Annotated in this window: 19 protein-coding genes; 18 read left to right on the top strand and 1 reads right to left on the bottom strand. The window is 38.1% G+C overall.

Annotated features, from left to right (window positions below):
* Positions 1-11 precede the first annotated feature (11 nt).
* From era to pepT, 10 genes are all read left to right on the top strand, one after another.
* Positions 12-917: a GTPase Era gene (gene era / locus H5R88_RS05200; protein ID WP_182579040.1), complete on the top strand. Its 906-nt coding sequence runs from the start codon at positions 12-14 to the stop codon at positions 915-917.
* Positions 918-932: 15 nt separating this feature from the next.
* Positions 933-1,718, top strand: a complete 786-nt coding sequence (gene recO, locus H5R88_RS05205) for a DNA repair protein RecO (protein ID WP_182579041.1) — start codon at positions 933-935, stop codon at positions 1,716-1,718.
* A 263-nt stretch (positions 1,719-1,981) separates the two neighbouring features.
* Positions 1,982-2,968, top strand: coding sequence for a glycine--tRNA ligase subunit alpha (gene glyQ, locus H5R88_RS05210; protein WP_182579042.1), 987 nt, complete (start codon positions 1,982-1,984; stop codon positions 2,966-2,968).
* A gap of 1 nt (position 2,969) precedes the next feature.
* On the top strand, positions 2,970-5,045 hold the full coding sequence (gene glyS, locus H5R88_RS05215; protein WP_182579043.1) for a glycine--tRNA ligase subunit beta: 2,076 nt from the start codon (positions 2,970-2,972) through the stop codon (positions 5,043-5,045).
* A 134-nt stretch (positions 5,046-5,179) separates the two neighbouring features.
* On the top strand, positions 5,180-7,045 hold the full coding sequence (gene dnaG, locus H5R88_RS05220; protein WP_182600406.1) for a DNA primase: 1,866 nt from the start codon (positions 5,180-5,182) through the stop codon (positions 7,043-7,045).
* Between the two features lies 1 nt (position 7,046).
* Positions 7,047-8,189: an RNA polymerase sigma factor RpoD gene (gene rpoD / locus H5R88_RS05225; RefSeq protein ID WP_182579045.1), complete on the top strand. Its 1,143-nt coding sequence runs from the start codon at positions 7,047-7,049 to the stop codon at positions 8,187-8,189.
* A gap of 325 nt (positions 8,190-8,514) precedes the next feature.
* On the top strand, positions 8,515-9,699 hold the full coding sequence (locus H5R88_RS05230; RefSeq protein WP_182600407.1) for an aminotransferase class I/II-fold pyridoxal phosphate-dependent enzyme: 1,185 nt from the start codon (positions 8,515-8,517) through the stop codon (positions 9,697-9,699).
* A gap of 97 nt (positions 9,700-9,796) precedes the next feature.
* Complete coding sequence (locus tag H5R88_RS05235) at positions 9,797-10,504, top strand: tRNA (adenine(22)-N(1))-methyltransferase (RefSeq protein WP_308183020.1); 708 nt, start codon at positions 9,797-9,799, stop codon at positions 10,502-10,504.
* Positions 10,491-11,315 carry a Nif3-like dinuclear metal center hexameric protein gene (locus tag H5R88_RS05240; protein ID WP_182600409.1) on the top strand — a complete coding sequence of 275 codons (825 nt, stop codon included), beginning with the start codon at positions 10,491-10,493 and terminating at the stop codon, positions 11,313-11,315. The genes H5R88_RS05235 and H5R88_RS05240 overlap by 14 nt, the downstream gene beginning before the upstream one ends.
* A gap of 25 nt (positions 11,316-11,340) precedes the next feature.
* Positions 11,341-12,591: a peptidase T gene (gene pepT, locus H5R88_RS05245; RefSeq protein WP_182600410.1), complete on the top strand. Its 1,251-nt coding sequence runs from the start codon at positions 11,341-11,343 to the stop codon at positions 12,589-12,591.
* Between the two features lie 56 nt (positions 12,592-12,647).
* On the opposite strand, the gene H5R88_RS05250 is transcribed toward pepT, so the two are convergent.
* Positions 12,648-12,890, bottom strand: coding sequence for a YjzD family protein (locus H5R88_RS05250; RefSeq protein ID WP_182579050.1), 243 nt, complete (start codon positions 12,888-12,890; stop codon positions 12,648-12,650).
* Between the two features lie 83 nt (positions 12,891-12,973).
* On the opposite strand from H5R88_RS05250, the gene dnaE reads away from it, so the two are divergent.
* The 8 genes from dnaE (at position 12,974) to H5R88_RS05290 (ending at position 22,283) form a co-directional block, all read left to right on the top strand.
* Entirely contained in the window at positions 12,974-16,321 is a 3,348-nt protein-coding gene (gene dnaE, locus H5R88_RS05255; RefSeq protein WP_182600411.1) for a DNA polymerase III subunit alpha, read from the top strand.
* Positions 16,322-16,506: 185 nt separating this feature from the next.
* Entirely contained in the window at positions 16,507-17,928 is a 1,422-nt protein-coding gene (gene pyk, locus H5R88_RS05260) for a pyruvate kinase (protein ID WP_065867783.1), read from the top strand.
* Positions 17,929-18,068: 140 nt separating this feature from the next.
* Positions 18,069-18,950, top strand: coding sequence for a CvfB family protein (locus tag H5R88_RS05265; protein ID WP_182600412.1), 882 nt, complete (start codon positions 18,069-18,071; stop codon positions 18,948-18,950).
* Entirely contained in the window at positions 18,950-19,843 is an 894-nt protein-coding gene (locus H5R88_RS05270; RefSeq protein WP_182600413.1) for a tyrosine-type recombinase/integrase, read from the top strand. The genes H5R88_RS05265 and H5R88_RS05270 overlap by 1 nt, the downstream gene beginning before the upstream one ends.
* An 18-nt stretch (positions 19,844-19,861) precedes the next feature.
* On the top strand, positions 19,862-20,218 hold the full coding sequence (locus H5R88_RS05275; protein WP_182600414.1) for a reductase: 357 nt from the start codon (positions 19,862-19,864) through the stop codon (positions 20,216-20,218).
* Entirely contained in the window at positions 20,211-21,002 is a 792-nt protein-coding gene (locus tag H5R88_RS05280; RefSeq protein WP_182600415.1) for a segregation and condensation protein A, read from the top strand. Before H5R88_RS05275 ends, H5R88_RS05280 begins: the two co-directional genes overlap by 8 nt.
* Positions 20,965-21,570 carry an SMC-Scp complex subunit ScpB gene (gene scpB / locus H5R88_RS05285; RefSeq protein WP_182600416.1) on the top strand — a complete coding sequence of 202 codons (606 nt, stop codon included), beginning with the start codon at positions 20,965-20,967 and terminating at the stop codon, positions 21,568-21,570. Before H5R88_RS05280 ends, scpB begins: the two co-directional genes overlap by 38 nt.
* Positions 21,570-22,283 (top strand): pseudouridine synthase, encoded by a 714-nt coding sequence (locus H5R88_RS05290; protein ID WP_182600417.1) that lies wholly within the window; start codon positions 21,570-21,572, stop codon positions 22,281-22,283. Before scpB ends, H5R88_RS05290 begins: the two co-directional genes overlap by 1 nt.
* Positions 22,284-22,373: the final 90 nt, after the last annotated feature.

The raw sequence follows: 22,373 nt of genomic DNA on the forward strand, positions 1-22,373 counted from the left end.
GAAGTTTTAATATGGATAATCCAAATTATAAGTCTGGCTTTGTGGCAATTATTGGGCGTCCTAATGTTGGAAAATCAACTTTATTGAATTATGTTGTTGGTCAAAAGGTAGCAATTATGAGTAATGTTGCCCAGACGACGCGTAATAAGATTCAAGGAATTTATACAAGCCCAGAAGCACAGATTATTTTTATTGATACGCCAGGAATTCATAAACCATCTACTAAGTTAGGTGATTTCATGGAAAAATCAGCATTGTCAGCATTAGATGAAGTAGATGCTGTCTTATTTGTTGTGAGTGCAACTGAAAAGCGCGGTCCTGGTGACGACTTTATTATTGAACGCTTAAAAAAAGTTAATCAGCCAATTTTTTTAGTTGTTAATAAGATCGATCAAATCAATCCTAATGATCTGCCTGAAATTGTTGACCAGTATAAAGATGCTCTTCCATTTAAGGGCATTGTGCCAATCTCGGCTTTGCAGGGAAATAATGTGAATAATTTAATCAATGATCTTATTAAGATTCTTCCAAATGGTCCGCAATACTACCCAGCTGATCAGGTGAGTGACCACCCTGAACGCTTTGTAATTGCAGAAATGATCCGTGAAAAGGTCTTTTTACTAACTAGGCAAGAGGTTCCCCATTCCGTAGCAGTTGATGTAACCTCAATTAAGCGTGAAGATGAAAATCATATTCATATCTCAGCTAATATTATTGTTGAACGTCCTGGCCAAAAGGGAATTATTATTGGTAAAGGTGGCAAGATGCTAAAGAAAATTGGGACAATGGCACGACAAGATATTGAAAGATTACTTGGTGACAAGGTATTCCTACAATTATGGGTAAAAGTTGTTCCTGACTGGCGTGATAAATCTGCAATGTTAAAGGACTATGGTTATCGGAACAAAGACTATTAAAGGAATGATGGTTACATGGCGCGCGTAACCACACAGTTTACTGGGATCATTATGTACCGACAGGATTATCGTGAACGTGATCTATTAATAAAAATGCTCACTGATAAAATTGGAACTGCAATGTTTTTTGTGAAAAATGCTAAAAAACGTGGCTTTCGAATGACTGCTGATATCTTACCATTCACTCACGGTACATACATTGGATCCCTTGACGAAAATGGCTTAAGCTTTATTAATACCGCAAGTGATACTAGCCAATACAAGAATATTGCAAGTGACATTAGCAAAAATGCATATGTTACGTATATTTTGGCATTAGTTGACAGTGCTTTTAAAGATGGTCGCAGTATTGGTGGCTGGTTTAATCAAGTTGCTGCAGCATTAGACTTAATCGAAAAAGGATTAGACGAGCAAATAATTACAAATATTATTGAAACACAGCTGTTAGTTGCTTTTGGGGTAGCGCCAATTTGGGATCGGTGTGTTATTTGTGGTCGTAATGATCTGGCTTTAGACTTCTCTGAACAATATGGAGGGATGCTTTGTCAGAATCACTGGTCACTTGATAAACACTGTCTTCATCTTGACCGCAAAACTGTTTATTACCTCCAGCAGTTCGCTACAATTAACTTGCAAAAATTGAATTCTATTCGGATTAATCCAGCTACTAAACGACGCCTTCAACAAGTTTTGGATACTCTTTATGATAACCAAGTCGGATTAAACTTGAAGTCAAAGCGCTTCATCAGACAAATGAATAAGTGGGAACAAAATATCGGAAAGTTATCAATGAACGATTGACATTTGTAAAATATTTTTCTATTATAAGAGCGTAATTAATTGAATATTGGCGATGACAGAGATTGTGGATAAAACAAATCAGCGATCAGGGGATAGTGCAAGCCTTGTAGTTTTTTATTTATCCTTGGCACTCTAACAGCCACTTAAACTAAGCTGTTTTACAGAAATGTAAAAAAGTAGGGTGGAACCGCGATTAACTTCGTCCCTACAGTATCTATTTTTTGGTACTGTAGGGGCTTTTTCATTGGAAGGAGAAGTAAAGTATGACGAAAAAACTAACCGTGCAAGATATTATCTTTACATTGGAACAATATTGGACAGATCAAGGCTGTATGTTGATGCAAGCTTATGATAACGAAAAGGGTGCTGGGACCATGAGTCCTTACACCTTCTTACGGGCAATTGGTCCTGAACCATGGAATGTGGCTTATGTTGAACCTTCACGTCGTCCTGCCGATGGACGTTATGGTGAAAACCCTAACCGTCTTTACCAACACCATCAATTCCAGGTACTAATGAAACCTTCTCCTGATAATATTCAAGAATTATACTTAGGTAGTTTGAAAAAGTTAGGAATTGATCCTTTAGAACACGATATCCGGTTTGTTGAAGATAACTGGGAAAATCCTTCAATGGGTTGTGCTGGTGTTGGTTGGGAAGTTTGGCTTGACGGAATGGAAGTTACCCAATTCACTTACTTCCAAGTCGTTGGGGAATTGCCTATGAGTCCAGTAGCAGCTGAAGTTACTTATGGGCTTGAACGATTGGCTGAATATATTCAAAATGTTGACTCAGTTTATGACTTAGAGTGGGCAGATGGTGTTCTGTATGGCGATATCTTCCAAGAACCTGAATATGAACATTCTAAGTATGCCTTTGAAGAAAGCAACCAAGACATGCTTCTTCAAGACTTTAATGATTACGAAAAAGAAGCTAAACGTTTAATTAAGCTTGGATTAGTTCACCCAGCTTATGATTATGTCTTAAAGTGTAGTCATACCTTTAACTTGTTAGATGCGCGTGGTGCTGTTTCAGTTACTGAGCGTGCTGGGTACCTTCACCGTATTCGAATTATGGCAAAATCAATTGCTAAGGCCTTTGTTGAAGAGCGGCGTAAACGTGGCTTCCCATTGATTCATGATGAAGCAGTTCGCCAAAAGACAGTTGAAGAATATACAAAAAAAGCGGAAAAGGCAAAGGAACGGGCTGAAAAGCAAGCGGCTAAGAAAGCACAAAAGGGGGAAAAGTAAGATGGCAAATACATACTTATTAGAAGTCGGTGTTGAAGAAATGCCTGCTCACGTTGTAACACCAAGTATTAAGCAGTTACACGCACGAGTAGCAAAGTACCTTAAAGAACAACGGATCACTTTTGATGATATTCAAGAATTCGCTACTCCACGACGGATGGCATTATTAATCCATGGCTTAAGTGATAAGCAACCTGATATTGATGAATCAGTTAAGGGTCCTGCAAAGAAAATTGCTCAAGATGCCGACGGAAATTGGACAAAGGCAGCAATCGGTTTTACCCGGGGACAAGGTGCTTCTGTTGAAGATATTGAATTCAAAGAGGTAAAAGGTGTTGAATATGTTTTTGTTGAAAAGCATATTACTGGAAAAACTGTTGCTGAAGTTCTTCAAGGATTACCAGCTGTTATTACTTCAATGACATTTCCGACCTTGATGAAGTGGGGATACAATAACTTACAATTTATTCGGCCAATTCGGTGGCTAGTTTCATTATTAAATGACAAGGTTGTTCCGTTTAGTATTTTGGATGTTAAAGCCGGTCAAGAAACACAAGGTCATCGGTTCTTAGGACACCCAGTTGAAATTACTACGGCTGATGATTATGAAGAAACCTTAAGTAATGATTTCGTTATTGCTGATCAAACAAAGCGAAAAGATTTAATTAAGGATCAAATTACTAAGATTATTAATGAGAACAACTGGCAAGTTGATTGGGATGAGGACTTACTAGAGGAAGTTAATAACTTAGTTGAGTGGCCAACTGCCTTTGCTGGATCTTTTGATGAAAAGTACTTAGCATTACCTGATCCGGTCTTAATTACTTCCATGAAGGATAACCAACGTTTCTTCTGTGTACGGGATAAGGATGGTAATCTTTTATCACACTTTATTTCTGTTCGTAATGGGAACAAAGATTATCTTGATAATGTTATTAAAGGAAATGAACGGGTCCTTGTTCCTCGGCTTGAAGATGCTCAATTCTTCTATCAAGAAGACCAAAAGTTGACAATTGATGAATATGTGGAACGGCTTAAAAAGGTTAGCTTTCATGATAAGATTAGTTCAATGTATGATAAGATGCAGCGAGTCGCAGTGATTGCAAATGTACTTGGTAAGCAACTGAACTTTTCAGATGAAGAACTAGCAGACCTAGATCGTGCAGCGCATATTTATAAATTTGACCTTACTACGCAAATGGTGGGTGAATTTGCTGAATTGCAGGGAATTATGGGTGAAATCTATGCTAAGTTATTCGGCGAAAAAGATGATGTTGCCACAGCTATTCGCGAACACTATATGCCAATCTCAGCAGAAGGAGAATTACCACACACTAAGATTGGAGCGGTTTTAGCAATTGCCGATAAGCTTGACAGTATTATGAGCTTCTTTGCGGTTGATATGATTCCAAGCGGTTCGAATGATCCTTATGCTTTACGTCGGCAGGCATTTGGAATCGTTCGGATTATCGCCGATCGTGGTTGGCACCTTCCGTTATTAAGTATTCAATCAGAAATTATCTCATCCTTTGAAAATGCTGAAATCAATGTTTCTTTTGATTTGAATAAAAATAGGGATAAAGTCCGTTCGTTCTTCTTAGACCGGATTAAACAATTATTCCATGGTCAAAAGGTTCGTCACGATATCATTGATGCAGCTACAGATACTCGTCAAAATGATATTGCCAACGTTCTTGAAGCCATTCAAACTATTGACGATCATAAGAATGATGATAACTTTAAAGAAGATATTGAAGCTCTTACCCGGGTATTACGGATTGCAAAGAAGGATAAGCGGTTAGTTAATGAACTTTCTGTAAATCCTAATCTGTTTGAAAATCCATCTGAAAACAAGATGTATACTGCTGTTTCAGAATTACTTAAAGAAAATAATCAAACAGTAAGTGAAAACTTTGCAGCATTACGAACATTAACACCAATAATCAGTGAATACTTTGATGAAAATATGATTATGGATAAGAATGAAGATATTCGTAATAATCGTTTAGCCCAATTAAGTATTTTAGCTCATCAAGCATCATTAATTGGTAACCTGGATAACTTGATTGTAAAATAAAATGTTTTAATTGTATTACTGCTGACTTGTGGTATTATAGATATTAGTTAAATATAAAAATAGGTGGAGGTCGCATTCCGTTAGGTTGCGACCTTTCATTTCGTTGCTGTTCGCTTACTAAGTGAGGTGGATCAATGGCAAAGATACCGCGTAATGTAATTGATGAAATACGAAATTCAGTTGATATTGGTGATGTAATTGGTCGCTATGTTCAATTACATCAGGCTGGAAAAAATCTAATTGGGTTGTGTCCCTTTCATGATGAAAAGACACCATCATTTTCAGTGAATGAGGAAAAACAATTTTTCTATTGTTTTGGATGCCACCGGAGCGGAAATGTATTTCAATTTTTAATGGAGTTAAAGCATATCGATTTTGTAGATGCAGTTAAGGAGATTGCTAACGATAGTAATATCAAGATTCCAGAACAATATGTTAGTGTTCCGTCTAAACCATTAAATAATGAGAATCAACAGCTGTTTGATCTTCACGATAAAGCAGCTAAACTTTATCACCATATATTGGTAAATACACCGGCTGGGCAAGTTGCGCTTAATTATTTAAAAAAACGGGGAATGAGTGAAGAGCTAATTGAACAATTTGGCTTAGGATATGCTCCCGATCAACGAATTTTAAAGCCGTTTTTCCAGCAGCAAAAGGTTGATTACCAATTGCTAAGAAAAAGTGGACTTTTTAGTGAAGATCAACAGGGAGAGTTACGAGATCGGTTTATTGAACGAATAATGTATCCAATAAAAAATGGTCAAGGCCAGGTAATTGCTTTTTCTGGACGATTAATCGATACTAGCAAAACAAATTTACCTAAATATTTAAATAGTCCTGAGACACCGATTTTCAATAAACGGCGAACATTATTTAATTTTGACGTTGCGCGAAAAGCAGCTCGTAAAGATGGTCGATTATATTTATTTGAAGGATTTATGGATGTGATTTCTGCTTTTGATGCAGGGATCGAAAACGGAATTGCTTCAATGGGAACCAGTTTTACTGAAGAACAAGTAGCGATTATTGGTCGAGCTACTAAACAATTAGACATTTGCTATGATGGGGATCAACCGGGACAAAATGCAATTGATCGCGCAATTAGTCTCGTTAACGATCATCGACCTAATCAATTGCAGGTGAAGGTTGTCCAATTGCCGGCTGAGATCGATCCAGATGAATATGTTCAAAAGTATGGTCCACAGCAATTTAATGCCTATCTTACTAATAAAGAAGAAACAACAACAGAATTTTACCTGCGCTTTTTAAGAAATGGAAAAAATTTAGATAATCAGAATGAACGAATGCAATATCTTAATCAAGCACTGAAGGTAATTGCTCAAGTTCAAACTCCTTTAGAAGAAGATATGTACTTACAACAGTTGGCAGGTGAATTTAATTTAGATCGGCAAACCTTAAAGACGCAGTTAGATCAATTGCGACAACAACTGGGAATTCATAATCAGCCATGGATTAGGCAACAGCCTTCAGTAGCTCGTCATCAGCAATTTCAACAAACTAGCGAAGAAGAACAGCAAAAAATTAAACTTAGTAGGACTGAATTAGCGGAACAGATCTTACTGAGGTATATGCTATATGATCGTGAAGTGTGGATGCACGTGACAGCAGATCACAATTTTCATTTTGCGCATGAGAAATATCAAACTTTATATTTGTTAGCAGCAAGTTATTTTTCTGAAAACGGATCATATTCAACTGCTGACTTTCTTGATTATTTAGACAAAAGTAGTTTACAAGGTACTCTTGGACAAATTGAAAATTTAAATGTTGACCAAGAAGTTGATATGCGGGCAATTGATGATTGTATCCATATGATCACAGAACAAACACCGTTAGCTGCGCAAATTATAGATAAGCAAGCCCAGTTAAAAGAGGCTAATTCGTTGCATAATACAGAATTAGCTACGCAATTAACGATTGAACTGGTAAAATTATTAAAGCAGCAACAACGCTTAAAAACGGAGGAGACTAATTAATATGGCAAAAAGCAAGAAAAAAGATATTGTTATTTCTAACAGTACTGATTTCGATCAACAAGAATATGACACCGCAGTTGGGAAGTTAATTCGTAATTACAAGAAACAAAAGCAGATTGAATATGATGAATTAACTACTAAAATTGCTAAACCATTTGAATTGAATGCTGATGGGATTGATAATTTACTTCAAAATATTGAAGATGCCGGAATTAGTGTTGTCGATGAAAATGGTGATCCAGATCCTCGTGCTTTAAAAGCTACTGAAAAATTATCACAATCTGCCATGAAGGATACATCAGCACCAACCGGGGTTAAGATTAATGATCCAGTGCGGATGTATTTGAAAGAAATTGGTCGAGTAAATCTTTTGACGGCTGATGAAGAAGTACAGCTTGCTTTACGAATTGAAAAAGGTGATGAGATTGCTAAGCAAGAACTAGCAGAAGCAAACTTACGATTGGTTGTTTCAATTGCAAAGCGGTACGTTGGTCGTGGGATGCAGTTCCTTGATTTGATTCAAGAAGGTAACATGGGACTTATGAAAGCCGTTGAAAAATTCGATTATCGACGAGGATTTAAGTTCTCAACTTATGCCACATGGTGGATTAGGCAAGCGATTACTCGGGCAATTGCTGACCAAGCACGGACAATTCGAATTCCAGTTCATATGGTTGAAACTATTAACAAATTGATCCGGATTCAACGGCAATTACTTCAAGATTTAGGGCGTGAACCATTACCAGAAGAAATTGGTGCGGAAATGGATATGCCAACTGAGAAGGTACGGAATATTCTTAAAATTGCCCAGGAACCTGTTTCCCTTGAAACACCTATTGGTGAAGAGGATGACTCTCATTTGGGAGACTTTATTGAGGATCAAGATGCTACAAGTCCTGCTGACCATGCTGCTTATGAAATGATGAAGAAGCAACTTGAAAATGTTCTAGATACATTAACTGATCGCGAAGAGAACGTTCTTCGTCTTCGTTTCGGGTTAGATGATGGTCGGACACGAACACTTGAAGAAGTTGGAAAAGTCTTTGGCGTGACGCGGGAACGGATTCGTCAGATTGAAGCTAAGGCACTCCGAAAATTACGACACCCATCACGTTCTAAGCAATTAAAAGATTTCCTAGAATAATAATCTTCTTTATTAATATATACGTAAAAAAGATTAATTTACACTAAAAAAGTGACTGTGACATAAGTTTACAGTTATAAAAAATGAACACTATAGGATAATAATGGCCTCCATCGCTCTGCTTTACTGAGTTTGGAGGCCATTATTGCTTGAAGAGACACGAAAGAGCGATCACGAATAACCGCTGTTTTGCACTTTTTAATTTTTATTTAAAATAAATGAGAGAAATTTAATTTTTTGTTGAAAACATTTGATTGTTCGGGTAAAATTTTTATAAAGCGTTTTTTAAATCTATTAAAAATAAAAATCGAGGAGAGATCGAACAATGCCAGAGTTGTCTGCTGATTTATATGGAACTGTTAGTCACAAGTTAGATGCGTTACAGCCATCAGGTATTCGTGAATTCAACAAAGAAGTTTCAAAGATCCCAGGAATTATTAAATTAACATTAGGAGAACCAGACATGGCAACTCCTGAACACGTTAAGCAAGCAGCCATTAGAAGTATTGAGGAAGATGATTCTCACTATGCTCCTCAAATGGGAAAGCCAGAATTACTTGAAGCAATCAGTGATTATATTCAGAATACTCGTGATGTGCACTATGACCCGCAAACGGAAATAATTGCGACTGTGGGAGCAACTGAGGCCCTCGATGCCACCTTATTTGCAATTCTTAATACTGGAGATAAAGTTGTGGTTCCTACCCCAATTTTCTCCCTGTACTTCCCGTTGATTGAAATGACAGGAGCAACGGTTGTTCAGGTTGATACTTCAGCAGATAATTTTGTTTTAACTCCAGAAAAGCTTGAGGAAGTTCTTGAAGAAGAGGGAAAAGGCGTTAAAGCCGTTATTCTTAACTATCCAAGCAACCCAACTGGTCGTGAATATCCGCAAGAAGTTCTAGCAGGATTAGCGGAAGTAATTAAGAAGCATCATTTATATGCGATTGCTGATGAAATCTATAGCGAACTAGTCTATGGAGTAGAGCACTATTCAATTGCTACCATGATTCCAGAGCGGACAATTTTTATTTCTGGACTCTCAAAATCTCATGCAATGACTGGTTACCGTTTAGGATATGTTGCAGCTCCGGCTAAGATCATGGCTAATATTTCAAAGATGCATGCTTTCTTAGTCACAACAGTAACTAATAACGTTCAAGTTGCCGCAGCAGAAGCACTGACGAATGGTTTAGATGATCCATTAGAATTTCGAAAGATTTACCAACATCGCCGTGATTTACTCGTTGCCGGTCTTAAGGAATTGGGTTTTGAAATGTTAACTCCTGAAGGGGCATTTTACCTTTTTGCTAAGATTCCAACCCAATTTGGTACTGACGATGTTGCCTTTGCAAAGCAGCTTGCTAAAGAAGTAAAGGTTGGAGTAACACCAGGTAGCGCATTTGGTAAGGGTGGCGACGGCTATGTTCGTTTGTCATATGCCTCCTCTGATGAAAACCTAACAGAAGCTATTAAACGAATTGGTGAATTTTTAGATCATCTTGCGTAAATTAGAAGGAAGTAGGAATTGGACTCCTAAGTGGGCGCTATCTTACTTCCTCTTTTTGTTATAATTAACTTACTAAATAGATAAAGGAATGATTTTTATGGATGAAAAGCACTTATCAGCACGTCTGGCATGTGTGGCTTCGCTTGTTCCAACAGGTGCGCGGGTTGCCGATATTGGGTCTGATCATGCATATTTACCAGCGGCATTAGTGTTAGATGGTAAGATTGATTTTGCGATTGCTGGAGAAGTAGTAAAAGGTCCTTATGAAAATGCTGTTCATGAAATAAAAGACCACCAATTAGAAGGCCGGGTTATCCCGCGTTTAGCAGACGGCTTAGCAGCGATTGAACCGACAGATAAAGTCGATACAATTACGATTGCTGGAATGGGCGGGAGTTTAATTGCTTCTATTTTAGAGAAGGGTAAGAATAAGTTAACGAGAATTAAGCGGCTTATCCTTCAACCGAATGTAGGGGAAAGTCAATTACGGGAATGGTTAATGAATAATCATTACCAAATAATGACCGAAAAAATAATTGAAGAAGACAATCATATTTATGAGATTATCGTTGCTGAGCCATCAGTTGTCCCATTTAGATACAGTAAGTATGAGCTTGATTTTGGGCCATTTTTATTGGAAAGCAAAGGGCCTATTTTTAAGAAAAAATGGCAAGAATATCTTCAACGTGAAGCACATGTTATTGATCAGATGCAAAAGGCTCAACAGCCACCAGTAAAAAAGATTAATGAGATAAACCAGTTTTTATCACAAGTAAAGGAAGCGATCGCCGATGACAACCGGTAACCAATTAATTGCGCGTTTTGAAAAATTTGCTAATCCGCAACTAGCAGAAAAATGGGACCATGTTGGCCTGCAAATTGGCAATCCAGATCTCCCAATCACTCGCCTAATGACAACCCTTGATGTTCGCCCAGAAGTGGTTAATGAAGCAATTGAGCGAAATGTTAACTTTATTTTTGTTCATCATCCCATTATGTTTCATCCAGCAAAGGATCTAGATACGCGGGATCCGCAAAATGCAATGTACGCTAAACTTTTGGCGAATAATATTACTGTTTACGCAGCTCATACGAATTTGGATACTGCTAATGGCGGAATGAATGACTGGTTAGCAGATCAACTTCACCTAACCAATACTGTACCTTTAGTACCAGCGGGAAATGATCCAATAAGCGGTGAACCAGTTGGAATGGGACGTGTTGGTGAGCTGAATGAACCATTAACACCGCAAAAATTTGCAAAATATTGTATGGATGTTTTTGGCATTCGTGGCTTACGGTTGATTGTCAACCCGTTCGATCAAGAGAGAGCGATTAAACGTGTTGCAGTACTTGGTGGTGCTGGTCAGGGCTTTTATCAACAAGCTCTTGAAGTTGGAGCAGATGCTTATGTCACTGGGGATGTAAGTTACCACTTTGCGCACGATATGATTGCTAATCACCTTGTTGTTATTGATCCTGGACATCATATTGAAGTGATAGCCGCTCACCAGCTTGCTAACTTAATTACCCAGTGGAAGAATGAAAATAATTGGCAGTTTGAGGTGCTAGAGAGTAGAGTTAATACAGAGCCATTTACTTTTATTGCTAAATAGTTTTTAGATAAGGAGGATGCTAATTATGAGTGAGGAAAAATATGAGGGGTTATTACCACGGTTTTTGAAGTATGTTAAAACGGAAACAAGGTCAAATCCAGATTCGAAAACAATTCCTTCTGATCCTAAAGAAACTGCATTTTTAAATGAATTAAAAGATGAATTGATATCTTTAGGGTTGAGTGATGTTCATATTAATCCACAAAGTTCATATTTGGTCGCCACAATTCCAAGTAATATCGACAAGGATGTGCCAACGGTTGGCTTCATTGCCCATGTCGACACTGCAGATTTTAATGCTCATAATGTTAATCCACAGATTGTCGAAGATTACGATGGCAAGTCAGATATTAAACTTGATAAAGATGGCCAATACGTCTTAACTACTACTGAATTTCCATCATTGAAAAAATATCAGGGCAATACTTTGGTTACTACTGATGGGTCTACTTTGCTTGGGGCTGATGACAAGTCAGGAGTAGCGGAGATTGTTACAATGGCTGCTTACCTGATGGCTCATCCTGAAATCAAGCACGGAATAATTAAGATTGGTTTAGGACCTGATGAGGAAATCGGCACTGGAGCTGATCATTTTGATGTTAAAGATTTTGGGGCTGACTTTGCCTATACGGTTGATGGTGGCCCACTTGGTGAATTGGAATATGAAACATTTAATGCAGCTCAGGCAGAAATTGAGATTCAAGGAAAAGATGTTCACACCGGGGTCGCTAAGGGAACAATGATCAATGCTATTCAGGTTGCAATTGACTTGCAAAATAGTTTGCCAGCACATGATCGAGCGGAACGAACAGATGGACGGCAAGGATTCTATCACTTATACAAGTTTGACGGAACTGTTGATCATGCTTCAATGACTTATTTAATTCGTGATCATGATAAGCAAACGTTTATTGAACGGAAGCATTTACTCGAACGGATTGTTGCTGGCCTAAATGATGAACTTGGTGCAGACTTAGTAACGATGAATCTTTATGACCAATACTACAACTTAAAAGATGCGCTTAAGGATCACATGGAAGTTGTTGAAATTGCGAAGAAAGCTATGGAAAATCTAGACATTAAACCTGATATCTATCCAGTTCGTGGCGGGACAGATGGTTCAACAATTTCTTACAAGGGCTTACCAACGCCTAATCTTTTTGCGGGTGGAGAAAATATGCATTCCCGTTTTGAATATGTATCATTGCAGACAATGGAACGCGCATTGGACACCCTGCTTGAGATTGTGCGGTTGACTGCGGAAGAAGATAAATAAAGGGTTAGTAAATAAATTAAAAAGGATCGAGCCATTTTCGGCTCAATCCTTTTTAATTAATCTTCTTTTTTACTAGGATTTGCATCTGCGGTAATTTTATCTACGCAATTGATGACGATTAATCCCATAATTACGGAACACCAGCCGACAAGGGTATAGTCTGGTGTCATCGATTCTAGTTGACTTGTGATATAAGCTAGAACCTCACCCAGAATAAATGCCCAAATACCAGCCACAATATTCTTTGATAAAAAGTTCATGTTGGTCATCCCCTTTGAGGTCATACCATATTCTAGCATATTTATTAATATTTTTGAAAGGGGCTGGGTTAATTTCTCTATTTAGTCTGATTTGATATAATTCTATTGAGAGGTGAAATGAAGTGGATTTTACGCCTTTAGATGTTAAGAGTAGTTATAGTTTGCTAAAAAGTCCAACCCGGATTTCTGATCTAGTTACAACGGCTAAGGAACGAGGGTATAAGACATTAGCGTTAACAGATGAAAATGTTTTATATGGGGCCGTCGAATTTTATAATGCAGCTAAAAAGGCAGGGATTAAACCCATTCTCGGCTTGCGGTTGGCGGTTGCATTAAATGAGACGGATGGTACCAAGCTAGATTTAATATTTCTAGCTAAAAATCAACGGGGATACCAGCATCTGATGGACCTATCGACGCTTCAGCAAACACGCAAAGATAAAAAAAAGCCTTTAACGATTACGCAAATCAGTCCGTTATTGAATGATTTATTTATCATTATTCCTCCGCAAAGTACGGTTTTTAGTGTGCTTGCTCAGCCAACCTCAATTTTAACGGCGCTTGCTAAACGGGGGGATGACAATAGCATTCTATTAGGAATTAATGTACAGTTAGATGACGTTCAAATAGATACGTTGCAGCAATTATCAAAAGAGTTATCTTTACCATTAGTAGGGACATCTCCAGTTGATTATTTAAATGCTAATGATCTTTTTGCTAGTCGTGTCTTACAGGCAATTGATGCTGGCGTTGAATTGAAAGATCCGACGTTAGAAGCGGGGCGAAGAGGACAACATTACCTCCCTTCAAAAGAACAGGTTGTCCAAGAATATAATGCAAAGGGACTTAGCGCAGCTGCACAAAAGACGGTTGAAGTGGGAACACTGTGCAACGTTGAACTTCAATTTAAAGCCCCAGTTCTTCCTCATTTTAAAGATCAAGCAGGGGTATCATCTCAACAATATTTACGTTCTCTGTGTATTCAAGGATTAAAAAAAAGACGAGTAGCACCAGGGAAAACTGTTCAACAGTACCAAGAACGTTTAGCGATGGAATTAAAAGTAATCCATGAAATGGGCTTTGATGATTACTTTTTAATTGTATGGGATGTAATGAATTTTGCTCACCAGCAAAAGATTACGACCGACCCTGGACGGGGATCAGCTGCCGGATCATTAGTTGCCTATGCTTTAGCGATTACAGAAGTTGATCCTTTGCAATATGATTTATTATTTGAACGATTTCTGAATCCAGAACGAGCCCAAATGCCTGATATTGACTTAGATATTCCGGATAATCGGCGTGATGAAGTCTTGCAATATGTACATCAAAAATATGGTCATCAACGAGTAGCCCAAATTATTACTTTTGGAACGTTAGCTGCTAAACAAGTCGTTCGTGATGTGAGTCGAGTCTTTAACTTGCCTCGTTATGATATGCAAAGGTTAATTGATGCTTTACCACATGGTCTTCACGTAACGCTTAAAGACGCTTTAAATGAGTCACAACAATTAAAAAATCTTCTTGACGATAATCCTAAATTTCGTTTGCTGATTCAAGTTGCACAGCAATTAGAGGGGTTGCCGCGCCACTATTCAATTCACGCGGCAGGAATTGTTCTTTCTGAGCAGCCACTACATGAAGTCGTGCCGTTGCAAGATGGTAGTGATGGCTTATTAATGACGCAATTTGCTAAAGATACAGTAGAAGCACTGGGACTATTAAAAATGGATTTTCTAGGATTGAAGAATCTTTCAATTATGGATAATACCCTTCAAATGATTCGACAAGAAGATCCTGATTTTGATTTACAAAAAATTAACTTTAATGATCCGTTGACTCTCCAACTATTTCAACGAGGAAAAACTGAAGGGATTTTTCAGTTTGAATCAAGTGGGATCAGAAATGTATTAGCTAATCTTCACCCAACGAATTTTGAAGATATTGTGGCAGTGAATGCACTTTATCGTCCAGGTCCAATGGAAAACATTCCTCATTTTACCGCCCGTAAAGCGGGAAGAGAGAAAATTACTTATCCTGCTCCTTCACTTGAAAAAATTTTAGGACCAACTTATGGTATTTTGGTTTATCAAGAGCAGGTAATGCAGTTGGCCTCTGTAATGGCTGGTTTTACCTTAGGAGAGGCGGATCTTTTACGCCGGGCAATGAGTAAGAAGAAAAAGTCCACAATGGAGGATATGCGGACAAAATTCATTGCTGGCGCGACAGAACACGGCTATTCGGCGCAAGTTGCTCACCAGGTATTTGAATATATTGATCGCTTTGCTAATTATGGTTTCAATCGTTCACATGCAGTTGCTTATTCTATGATGGCGTTTGAGATGGCATATTTGAAAGTTCATTATCCTGCGGCTTTCTTTACTGCCCTAATGAATGCAGAAACTAACATTGAGAAATTGAAGCGTCATGTAGGGGATGCAAAACAATTTGGTGTCAAAATTAGCGGTCCGCGAATCAATATCAGTGAAAGTAGCTTTTTATTACATGATGGAATAGTTTACTTTGGCTTTTCTGCTATTAAAGGAGTACGTCGTGATTTTGTCGCCGCAATTCTTGAAGAACGGCAGGAGAATGGCAAGTTTACAGATCTTCGTAATTTTATTACCCGTATTCCAGAACGTTGGCAAAAGCAAGAATTGATCGAGCCATTAATCTATAGTGGGGCCTTTGATAATATGGGATATAATCGGGCAGAGATGATCGATGCCCTCCCTAAATTAATTTCAGGGATTGAGTTGTTTGCTGGCTTTGCTAATTTTGATGATCCTACGCTTCAAACCGTAATCGATCAACGAAGCGAATTTTCTCTATTAACTCGTTTGACTAAGGAAAATGAGTATTTAGGAGTGTATCTTTCAGGACACCCAGTCACTCAATATTACCAATTAGGGCAACAGCTCCATGTAACTAAAATTGATGATTTATATCCAAATTCGGAAGCGACGATAATTGTCCTTACAAATCACGTTAAAACCATTTATACAAAGCGTGAACACCGGGAAATGGCCTTTGTTAATGGAACAGATGAAACGGGAGCAGTTGATATTACCGTCTTTCCAAAACAATATCAGCAGTTCAAGGAGCAACTAGAAACAAATAAAATATTAATTGTCAGAGGCCGAGTAGAATATCGTGAGGGTCGGGGCCTACAATTAGTTGCTAATCAATTACAGGATGTTAAAAAAGTTCAACAGGAGTTCCTTAATCAACGGTGGGTTTTGCGAATCTTACCGCCGATAGATACTGAGATGGTGCATCGAGAGTTAAATAGTATTTTTAATGAATACCATGGTTCAATTCCTGTCCTGTTATTTTATCCAGCAAACGATAAGAAGATTCTGCTTGAACGGCAACGGTGGTTAAAAAATTCTCAGAAAGTAAAAAAAGCGCTTATCGCCGTTCTTGGCCAAGAAAACGTTGTCTTACAACAGCTAAATAGTAATCATTAAAAGACGTAAAATTAAATAACGGTTAGAGAAAATAACTAATTTTAGAATGATAGCGCTTTTTTAAAACCTTTTGCATAAAAAATAAAGACACGTTATTTGAAAAGTGCTATCATAACAGTGTGCAAATGAGGCATACAATTACAGGTTGTGATTGATGCTATAGATGCAAAAGGAGAGATTCATTTATGAAGAAAACCAAGATTGTAAGTACACTTGGTCCTGCAAGTACTGATGTTGATACGATCGTTAAGTTGATCAATGCGGGAGCTAACATTTTCCGTTTCAACTTCTCACACGGTGACCACCCAGAACACTTGGGTCGAATCGAAAACGTACACAAGGCTGAAGAAATTACTGGCAAGCACGTTGGTCTTATGCTTGATACTAAGGGTGCCGAAATTCGGACTACTGTTCAAAAAGAAGGTAAGATCAACTTTGAAATTGGCGACAAGGTTCGCATTTCAATGGATCCTTCAATTGAAGGTACTCATGACAAGATTGCTGTTACCTACCCAGGCTTATACGATGATACTCATGTTGGTGGCCATGTTCTTTTTGATGATGGTTTAATTGACATGGTTATTGATGAAAAAGACGATGCAAACAAAGAACTTGTATGTCACGTCTTAAACCATGGTGTTCTTGGTTCTCGGAAGGGTGTTAATGCCCCTGGTGTATCAATCAACTTACCAGGTATTACTGAAAAGGACAGTAGCGATATTCGTTTTGGTTTGGAAAACAAGATTAACTACATTGCTGCATCCTTCGTTCGTAAGGCTCAAGATGTTCTTGACATTCGCGAATTACTTAAGGAAAAGAACATGGAAGACGTTCAAATTTTCCCTAAGATTGAATCTCAAGAAGGTATCGACAACTTTGAAGAAATTATTGCTGTTTCTGATGGTTTAATGGTACCTCGTGGTGACATGGGTGTTGAAATTCCTGCTCAAAATGTGCCAATTGTTCAAAAGCACATGATCAAGCGTTGTAACGAATTAGGTAAGCCAGTTATTACTGCTACTCAAATGCTTGACTCAATGCAAGAAAACCCACGTCCAACTCGTGCCGAAGTATCAGACGTTGCTAACGCCGTATTTGATGGTACTGATGCTACTATGCTTTCTGGTGAAAGTGCTAACGGTGACTACCCAGTTGAATCTGTTGCGATGATGAATGCTATTGATATCAAGGCTGAAAACCACCTTTGGGAATTCGGTACTGAAAAGTTCGATTGGGACAAGTCTGACGTAACTGAAACTATCGGTTCTGCTGTTGCTAACGCAGCTAAAGACTTAGATATTCACACAATTGTAGCTTACACTGCTTCGGGCTACACTGCTAAGATGATTTCTAAGTACCGTCCTAATGCTGATATCGTTGCATTAACTCCAAACGAACGTGTAGAACGTGGACTTATGATCAACTGGGGTGTTCAACCATACGTTGTTGATGAAATGAAGAACACTGATACAATGTTCGACTTAGCTGCTAAGAAGGCTGTTGAACTTGGCTTTGCTAAGAAGGGTGACAAGATTATCATCGTTGCTGGTGTTCCTTTAGGTGTGCCAGGTGCAACTAACATGATGCGTGTTAAGACTATCGACTAGTATTTTATAATATTGTCTGCAAAAAGATCGGTCATTAGTAACCGGTCTTTTTTTATATAATGATAATCATTGATCTTACTAGCAAAATAAGTCTTTACCGTGTAAAATCGATATAGAATAAAAAAGGATAAGTGATAAAAATGAATTCAGCATTAGGAAAAGTTGTTACGGCGGTAATGATTGATGAAAATGATACCGATTATTTTGTTCAACCAGATCGTAATGGACAAACGTATCGATTACCGAAAAATGAAAGTCCCCAAGAGTTACATATTGGTGGACAGGTACGAGGCTTTGTTTATGAAAATGAGGACCATCAACTACAGATGACCTGTGAGCATATTCCAACGATCCGGGTTGACCATTATGATTATGGTACAGTAGTTAATGTTCGTCGTGATCTAGGAGTTTTTGTTGATATCGGTCTTCCCAATAAGGATATTGTTGTCTCTTTAGATGACTTGCCAAGCTTGAAACACTTATGGCCACAACCGGGTGACCGTTTATTGATGTCCCTTCAGGTTGATGATAAGGACCGTCTATGGGGTAAGTTAGCAGATGACCAAATTTATCAAACTATTTCAGCGGCCCCGGATAAACACTTACTAAATCATGATACTAATGCCACGGTTTATCGTCTCAAGATGAGTGGAACCTTTGTGATCACTGATGACTATCGTTTAGGATTTATCCATCCGAGTGAACGGGACCAAGAACCGCGATTGGGTCAACGAGTTAAAGCGCGGGTTATTGGTATTTCGTCACATGGTAGTCTTAATCTTTCACTTAAGCCTCGCGCCTACCAAGCTATTGATGAAGATGCACAGATGATTTTGACAATGTTAGAACATGATATAAATCATCGCTTGCCATATACTGATAAGACAGACCCGGCAATTATTCGGGACGTCTTTGGGATAAGCAAGGGACAATTTAAACGTGCTATTGGGCATTTGCTTAAAGAAAAATTAGTAAAGCAAGAAAATGGCCAATTAATTCTAGTAAAAGAGAATCAAGATTAATGAATAATGAAGTGGCTGCGTTTTTAGCTTTTTTAAAAGATGAACGACAATTAAGTGATAATACCTTGATGAGTTATCAACGTGACTTGGAACAAACTGTAACCTATTTAAAAGATCAAGGAATCACTGATTGGCAACAGGTTGACCATTATTTACTAATTGACCTTCTTAATAGTCTTCGTCAGCAGAGGAAAGCTAATTCAACAATTAACCGTATGATTTCAAGTTTACGGCAATTTTATAAATACATGATCCGTCACCATAATTTGACCATTAATCCAATGGAAATGATTGATCATCAGTATACTTTCAATCAACCACCTGCACCGGTAATTTTAACTGAAAAAGAAATTGAACAACTACTAGTAGTCCCTGATATTTCTACTCCAATCGGCCTTCGCGATCGAGCAATGTTAGAAATTATGGATGCAACGGGAATGAGAGTTAGTGAAGTAATTGCCTTGGATCTGACAGCGCTTCATCTCGATGTTAAACTTTTACAATTAACAGGAAAGAATGAACGTGAACGGATAATTCCTTTAAGTCAACCAGCAGTTAAATGGCTTACCGCTTATTTAGAGCGTGGTCGGCCACGGTTGCTCAGAGATGATCACGAAACGAGGGTATTTTTAAATGCCCATGGTTATCCTTTAACACGGCAGGGAATTTGGAAAAAAATGAAAGAATGGGTTTGCAAGGCTAAAATCAAAAAAGAGGTTACTCCTCAAACCATGCGTTATTCTTTTGCTGTGCATTTAATAGAAAATGGCGCTGATGTTCAATTAATTCAAGAAATTCTTGGCTATAATGCGATGAAAGCTCTCCAACCATATTTGCAGGTGTCGCCACAACAGTTATCTGCTAACTATATGAAATATCATCCTCGTGCATAGAATAGAAAGGAAAATCCGATGTTAGTTCGTTATCGAAAAGATTACCAAAAAATTGCCTTTGGTTTATTGTCCTTACTAAAAGATCTTCGAAAAGATAATCGTTTTATGGAGGAACTGGACTGGGCACTTGCTAATGACTGGCCAATCTTTTTGTGGAAAAACATGGATGATGGTCACTTTATTGGAATCGTGATTCTCGAAATAGGAGATTATTACGTCCTGGTTCGCCGCTTATCGTTTACACCAAGTGAACGATCTGGTCATAATATTTTTTCCTTATTAAATGGGGTCCACGATCAGTATCCTCATAAGCGTCTTGTGGGAACCTTAACGACCCAACCAATAATTAGTATGTGGGAGAGAAATAATGAGTAAGCAAGTGCAACCGCAAAATCCATTTCAACCGGTAATAAAGGTTCATGACTTTGAAGGGCCGTTAGATTTATTACTTCATTTAATAAAGCAATCAGAAATGGATATTTATGATATTCAGATTTCGCAAATTACTAGCCAATACCTTGATTATCTTCACCAGATGCAAAGCCACCAGTTAGAAGTTGCGGGTGAATATCTTGTCATGGCTGCCACTCTGATGGATATTAAAAGTCAGATGCTATTGCCTTTACCACCAGTATTAGATGATGAGCTCGAAGTAGAAGAGATTGATCCCCGGCAAGAATTAGTGGAACAGCTTTTGGAATATCAGCGTTATAAAAAGGCGGCCGATCGATTAAAAGATAAAGAAAATCTGCGGCAACAAGAGTATACTCGGCCGGCAATGCGGGTTCCTCGTGAAATGGTAAAATCTCATGTAGAACCCGGTGTCAAATTAACAGATTTGCAACAAGCATTTGCAGCAGTTCTTCGTCGTCAACAATTAGCTACCCCATTAGTTGAAACCGTAGCAGCTGAAAAAGTAAGTGTTGGTCAACAAATGAACTACGTGATTGAAATAATTCATGATGGTCCAGTTAGATTTGAAGATTTATTTGAACATTTACATACTCGCGATGGCTTAGTTACAACTTTTTTAGCAATTCTTGAACTGGCAAAGCATCAAGCAATTGTTATTAACCAAGGTGGCTTGTTCGAACCAATAATTTTAGCGGAGGGACCTAAGAGTGACGAATACGAAACTAACCAACCAAGCACAGATTGAAGGATTACTTTTTATTAGTGGGGATGAGGGAATTACTCTTGGTGATTTAGCAAAAATTTCTGGCTTTATGAAACCGGCTGTTTTAGCGATATTACAAGAGTTAAGAAAGAAATATGAGAATGATCCTACATCTGCTTTTATTTTACTTAAAAGTGACCAGACCTATCGTTTGGCAACAAAGCCTCAGCTGGCAGAGGTTATTAAGCATTACTTTGAAGTTCCGTTAACGGTGCCATTAACTAAGGCATTGCTAGAAGTGTTGGCTATCGTTGCTTATCGTCAACCAATTACACGGCTAGAAATTGACGATATTCGGGGAGTACAAAGTTCCGGATCATTACAAAAATTAATGGTTCGCGGTTTAATTGACACTCATGGACGCTTAGATGCTCCTGGTCGACCATTTCTGTATTCGACAACCCCCGCTTTCTTAAATTATTTTGGCTTAAGTGATTTGGATGAACTTCCACCATTGCCGGATCAAGATGAATTAGAAATAAGCAATATTAATGGAGATATTTTCCTCGAAGCATTACAAGCACGAGAAGAACGAAAGGACGATAATTAATGGAACGATTACAAAAGGCAATGGCGGAAGCAGGAGTAGCTTCTCGTCGAGCATCTGAAAAACTTATCCTTCAAGGAAAAGTGGCGGTTAACGGTATTACTGTAACCGAACTTGGTACTAAAGTTGGTGTTCATGATGAGATTGTAGTAAATGGGGTTCCAATCCACCACGAACAACATGTTTATTATTTGTTGAATAAACCGCGGGGTGTTATCTCGAGTGCTCATGATGATAAGGGACGGCAAACAGTCGTTGATATTATTCATGATGCTGAGATTGATGAACGAATTTACCCAGTTGGCCGGTTAGACTATGACACAACTGGAATTCTTCTTTTGACGAATGACGGCACTTTAGCAAATAAACTGATGCATCCCAAATATGAGGTTGAAAAAACATATGTTGCTAAGGTGGAAGGAATTGTTAAAAATGATGAATTAAAACAATTACGTTTAGGGGTGGTTATTGATGGTCGAAAGACAAAACCGGCCAAATCGAAACTCTTAAATGTTGACCGTAGCAAAAAGACAAGTATTGTTCAATTGACAATTCATGAAGGGCGAAACCACCAAGTTAAAAATATGTTTAAATCAGTAGGGCATCCGGTGATTAAACTTCATCGTGAAACTTATGGACCATTAAATTTATATGGCCTTCAGCCGGGTGAATTTCGTGCATTAAAGCCTGAAGAAGTACAGTTACTAAAGAAATGAAATTGAATTTGTGAAATAATCTGAAGGGACAGAAAGTATCGATTTTGCTAGATGGTAAAATCGATGAAAAAAGTGCTAAGCTATAAACGT

Origin of the sequence: Limosilactobacillus agrestis (assembly GCF_014145585.1) — a bacterium.
GTDB lineage: Bacteria > Bacillota > Bacilli > Lactobacillales > Lactobacillaceae > Limosilactobacillus > Limosilactobacillus agrestis.

What these genes read in the sequence shown, in the direction of transcription:
- era (WP_182579040.1), top strand. Translation starts at nt 12, where the DNA reads ATGGATAATCCAAATTATAAGTCTGGCTTTGTGGCAATTATTGGGCGT.
- recO (WP_182579041.1), top strand. Translation starts at nt 933, where the DNA reads ATGGCGCGCGTAACCACACAGTTTACTGGGATCATTATGTACCGACAG.
- glyQ (WP_182579042.1), top strand. Translation starts at nt 1,982, where the DNA reads ATGACGAAAAAACTAACCGTGCAAGATATTATCTTTACATTGGAACAA.
- glyS (WP_182579043.1), top strand. Translation starts at nt 2,970, where the DNA reads ATGGCAAATACATACTTATTAGAAGTCGGTGTTGAAGAAATGCCTGCT.
- dnaG (WP_182600406.1), top strand. Translation starts at nt 5,180, where the DNA reads ATGGCAAAGATACCGCGTAATGTAATTGATGAAATACGAAATTCAGTT.
- rpoD (WP_182579045.1), top strand. Translation starts at nt 7,047, where the DNA reads ATGGCAAAAAGCAAGAAAAAAGATATTGTTATTTCTAACAGTACTGAT.
- H5R88_RS05230 (WP_182600407.1), top strand. Translation starts at nt 8,515, where the DNA reads ATGCCAGAGTTGTCTGCTGATTTATATGGAACTGTTAGTCACAAGTTA.
- H5R88_RS05235 (WP_308183020.1), top strand. Translation starts at nt 9,797, where the DNA reads ATGGATGAAAAGCACTTATCAGCACGTCTGGCATGTGTGGCTTCGCTT.
- H5R88_RS05240 (WP_182600409.1), top strand. Translation starts at nt 10,491, where the DNA reads ATGACAACCGGTAACCAATTAATTGCGCGTTTTGAAAAATTTGCTAAT.
- pepT (WP_182600410.1), top strand. Translation starts at nt 11,341, where the DNA reads ATGAGTGAGGAAAAATATGAGGGGTTATTACCACGGTTTTTGAAGTAT.
- H5R88_RS05250 (WP_182579050.1), bottom strand. Translation starts at nt 12,890, where the DNA reads ATGCTAGAATATGGTATGACCTCAAAGGGGATGACCAACATGAACTTT.
- pyk (WP_065867783.1), top strand. Translation starts at nt 16,507, where the DNA reads ATGAAGAAAACCAAGATTGTAAGTACACTTGGTCCTGCAAGTACTGAT.
- H5R88_RS05265 (WP_182600412.1), top strand. Translation starts at nt 18,069, where the DNA reads ATGAATTCAGCATTAGGAAAAGTTGTTACGGCGGTAATGATTGATGAA.
- H5R88_RS05270 (WP_182600413.1), top strand. Translation starts at nt 18,950, where the DNA reads ATGAATAATGAAGTGGCTGCGTTTTTAGCTTTTTTAAAAGATGAACGA.
- H5R88_RS05275 (WP_182600414.1), top strand. Translation starts at nt 19,862, where the DNA reads ATGTTAGTTCGTTATCGAAAAGATTACCAAAAAATTGCCTTTGGTTTA.
- H5R88_RS05280 (WP_182600415.1), top strand. Translation starts at nt 20,211, where the DNA reads ATGAGTAAGCAAGTGCAACCGCAAAATCCATTTCAACCGGTAATAAAG.
- H5R88_RS05290 (WP_182600417.1), top strand. Translation starts at nt 21,570, where the DNA reads ATGGAACGATTACAAAAGGCAATGGCGGAAGCAGGAGTAGCTTCTCGT.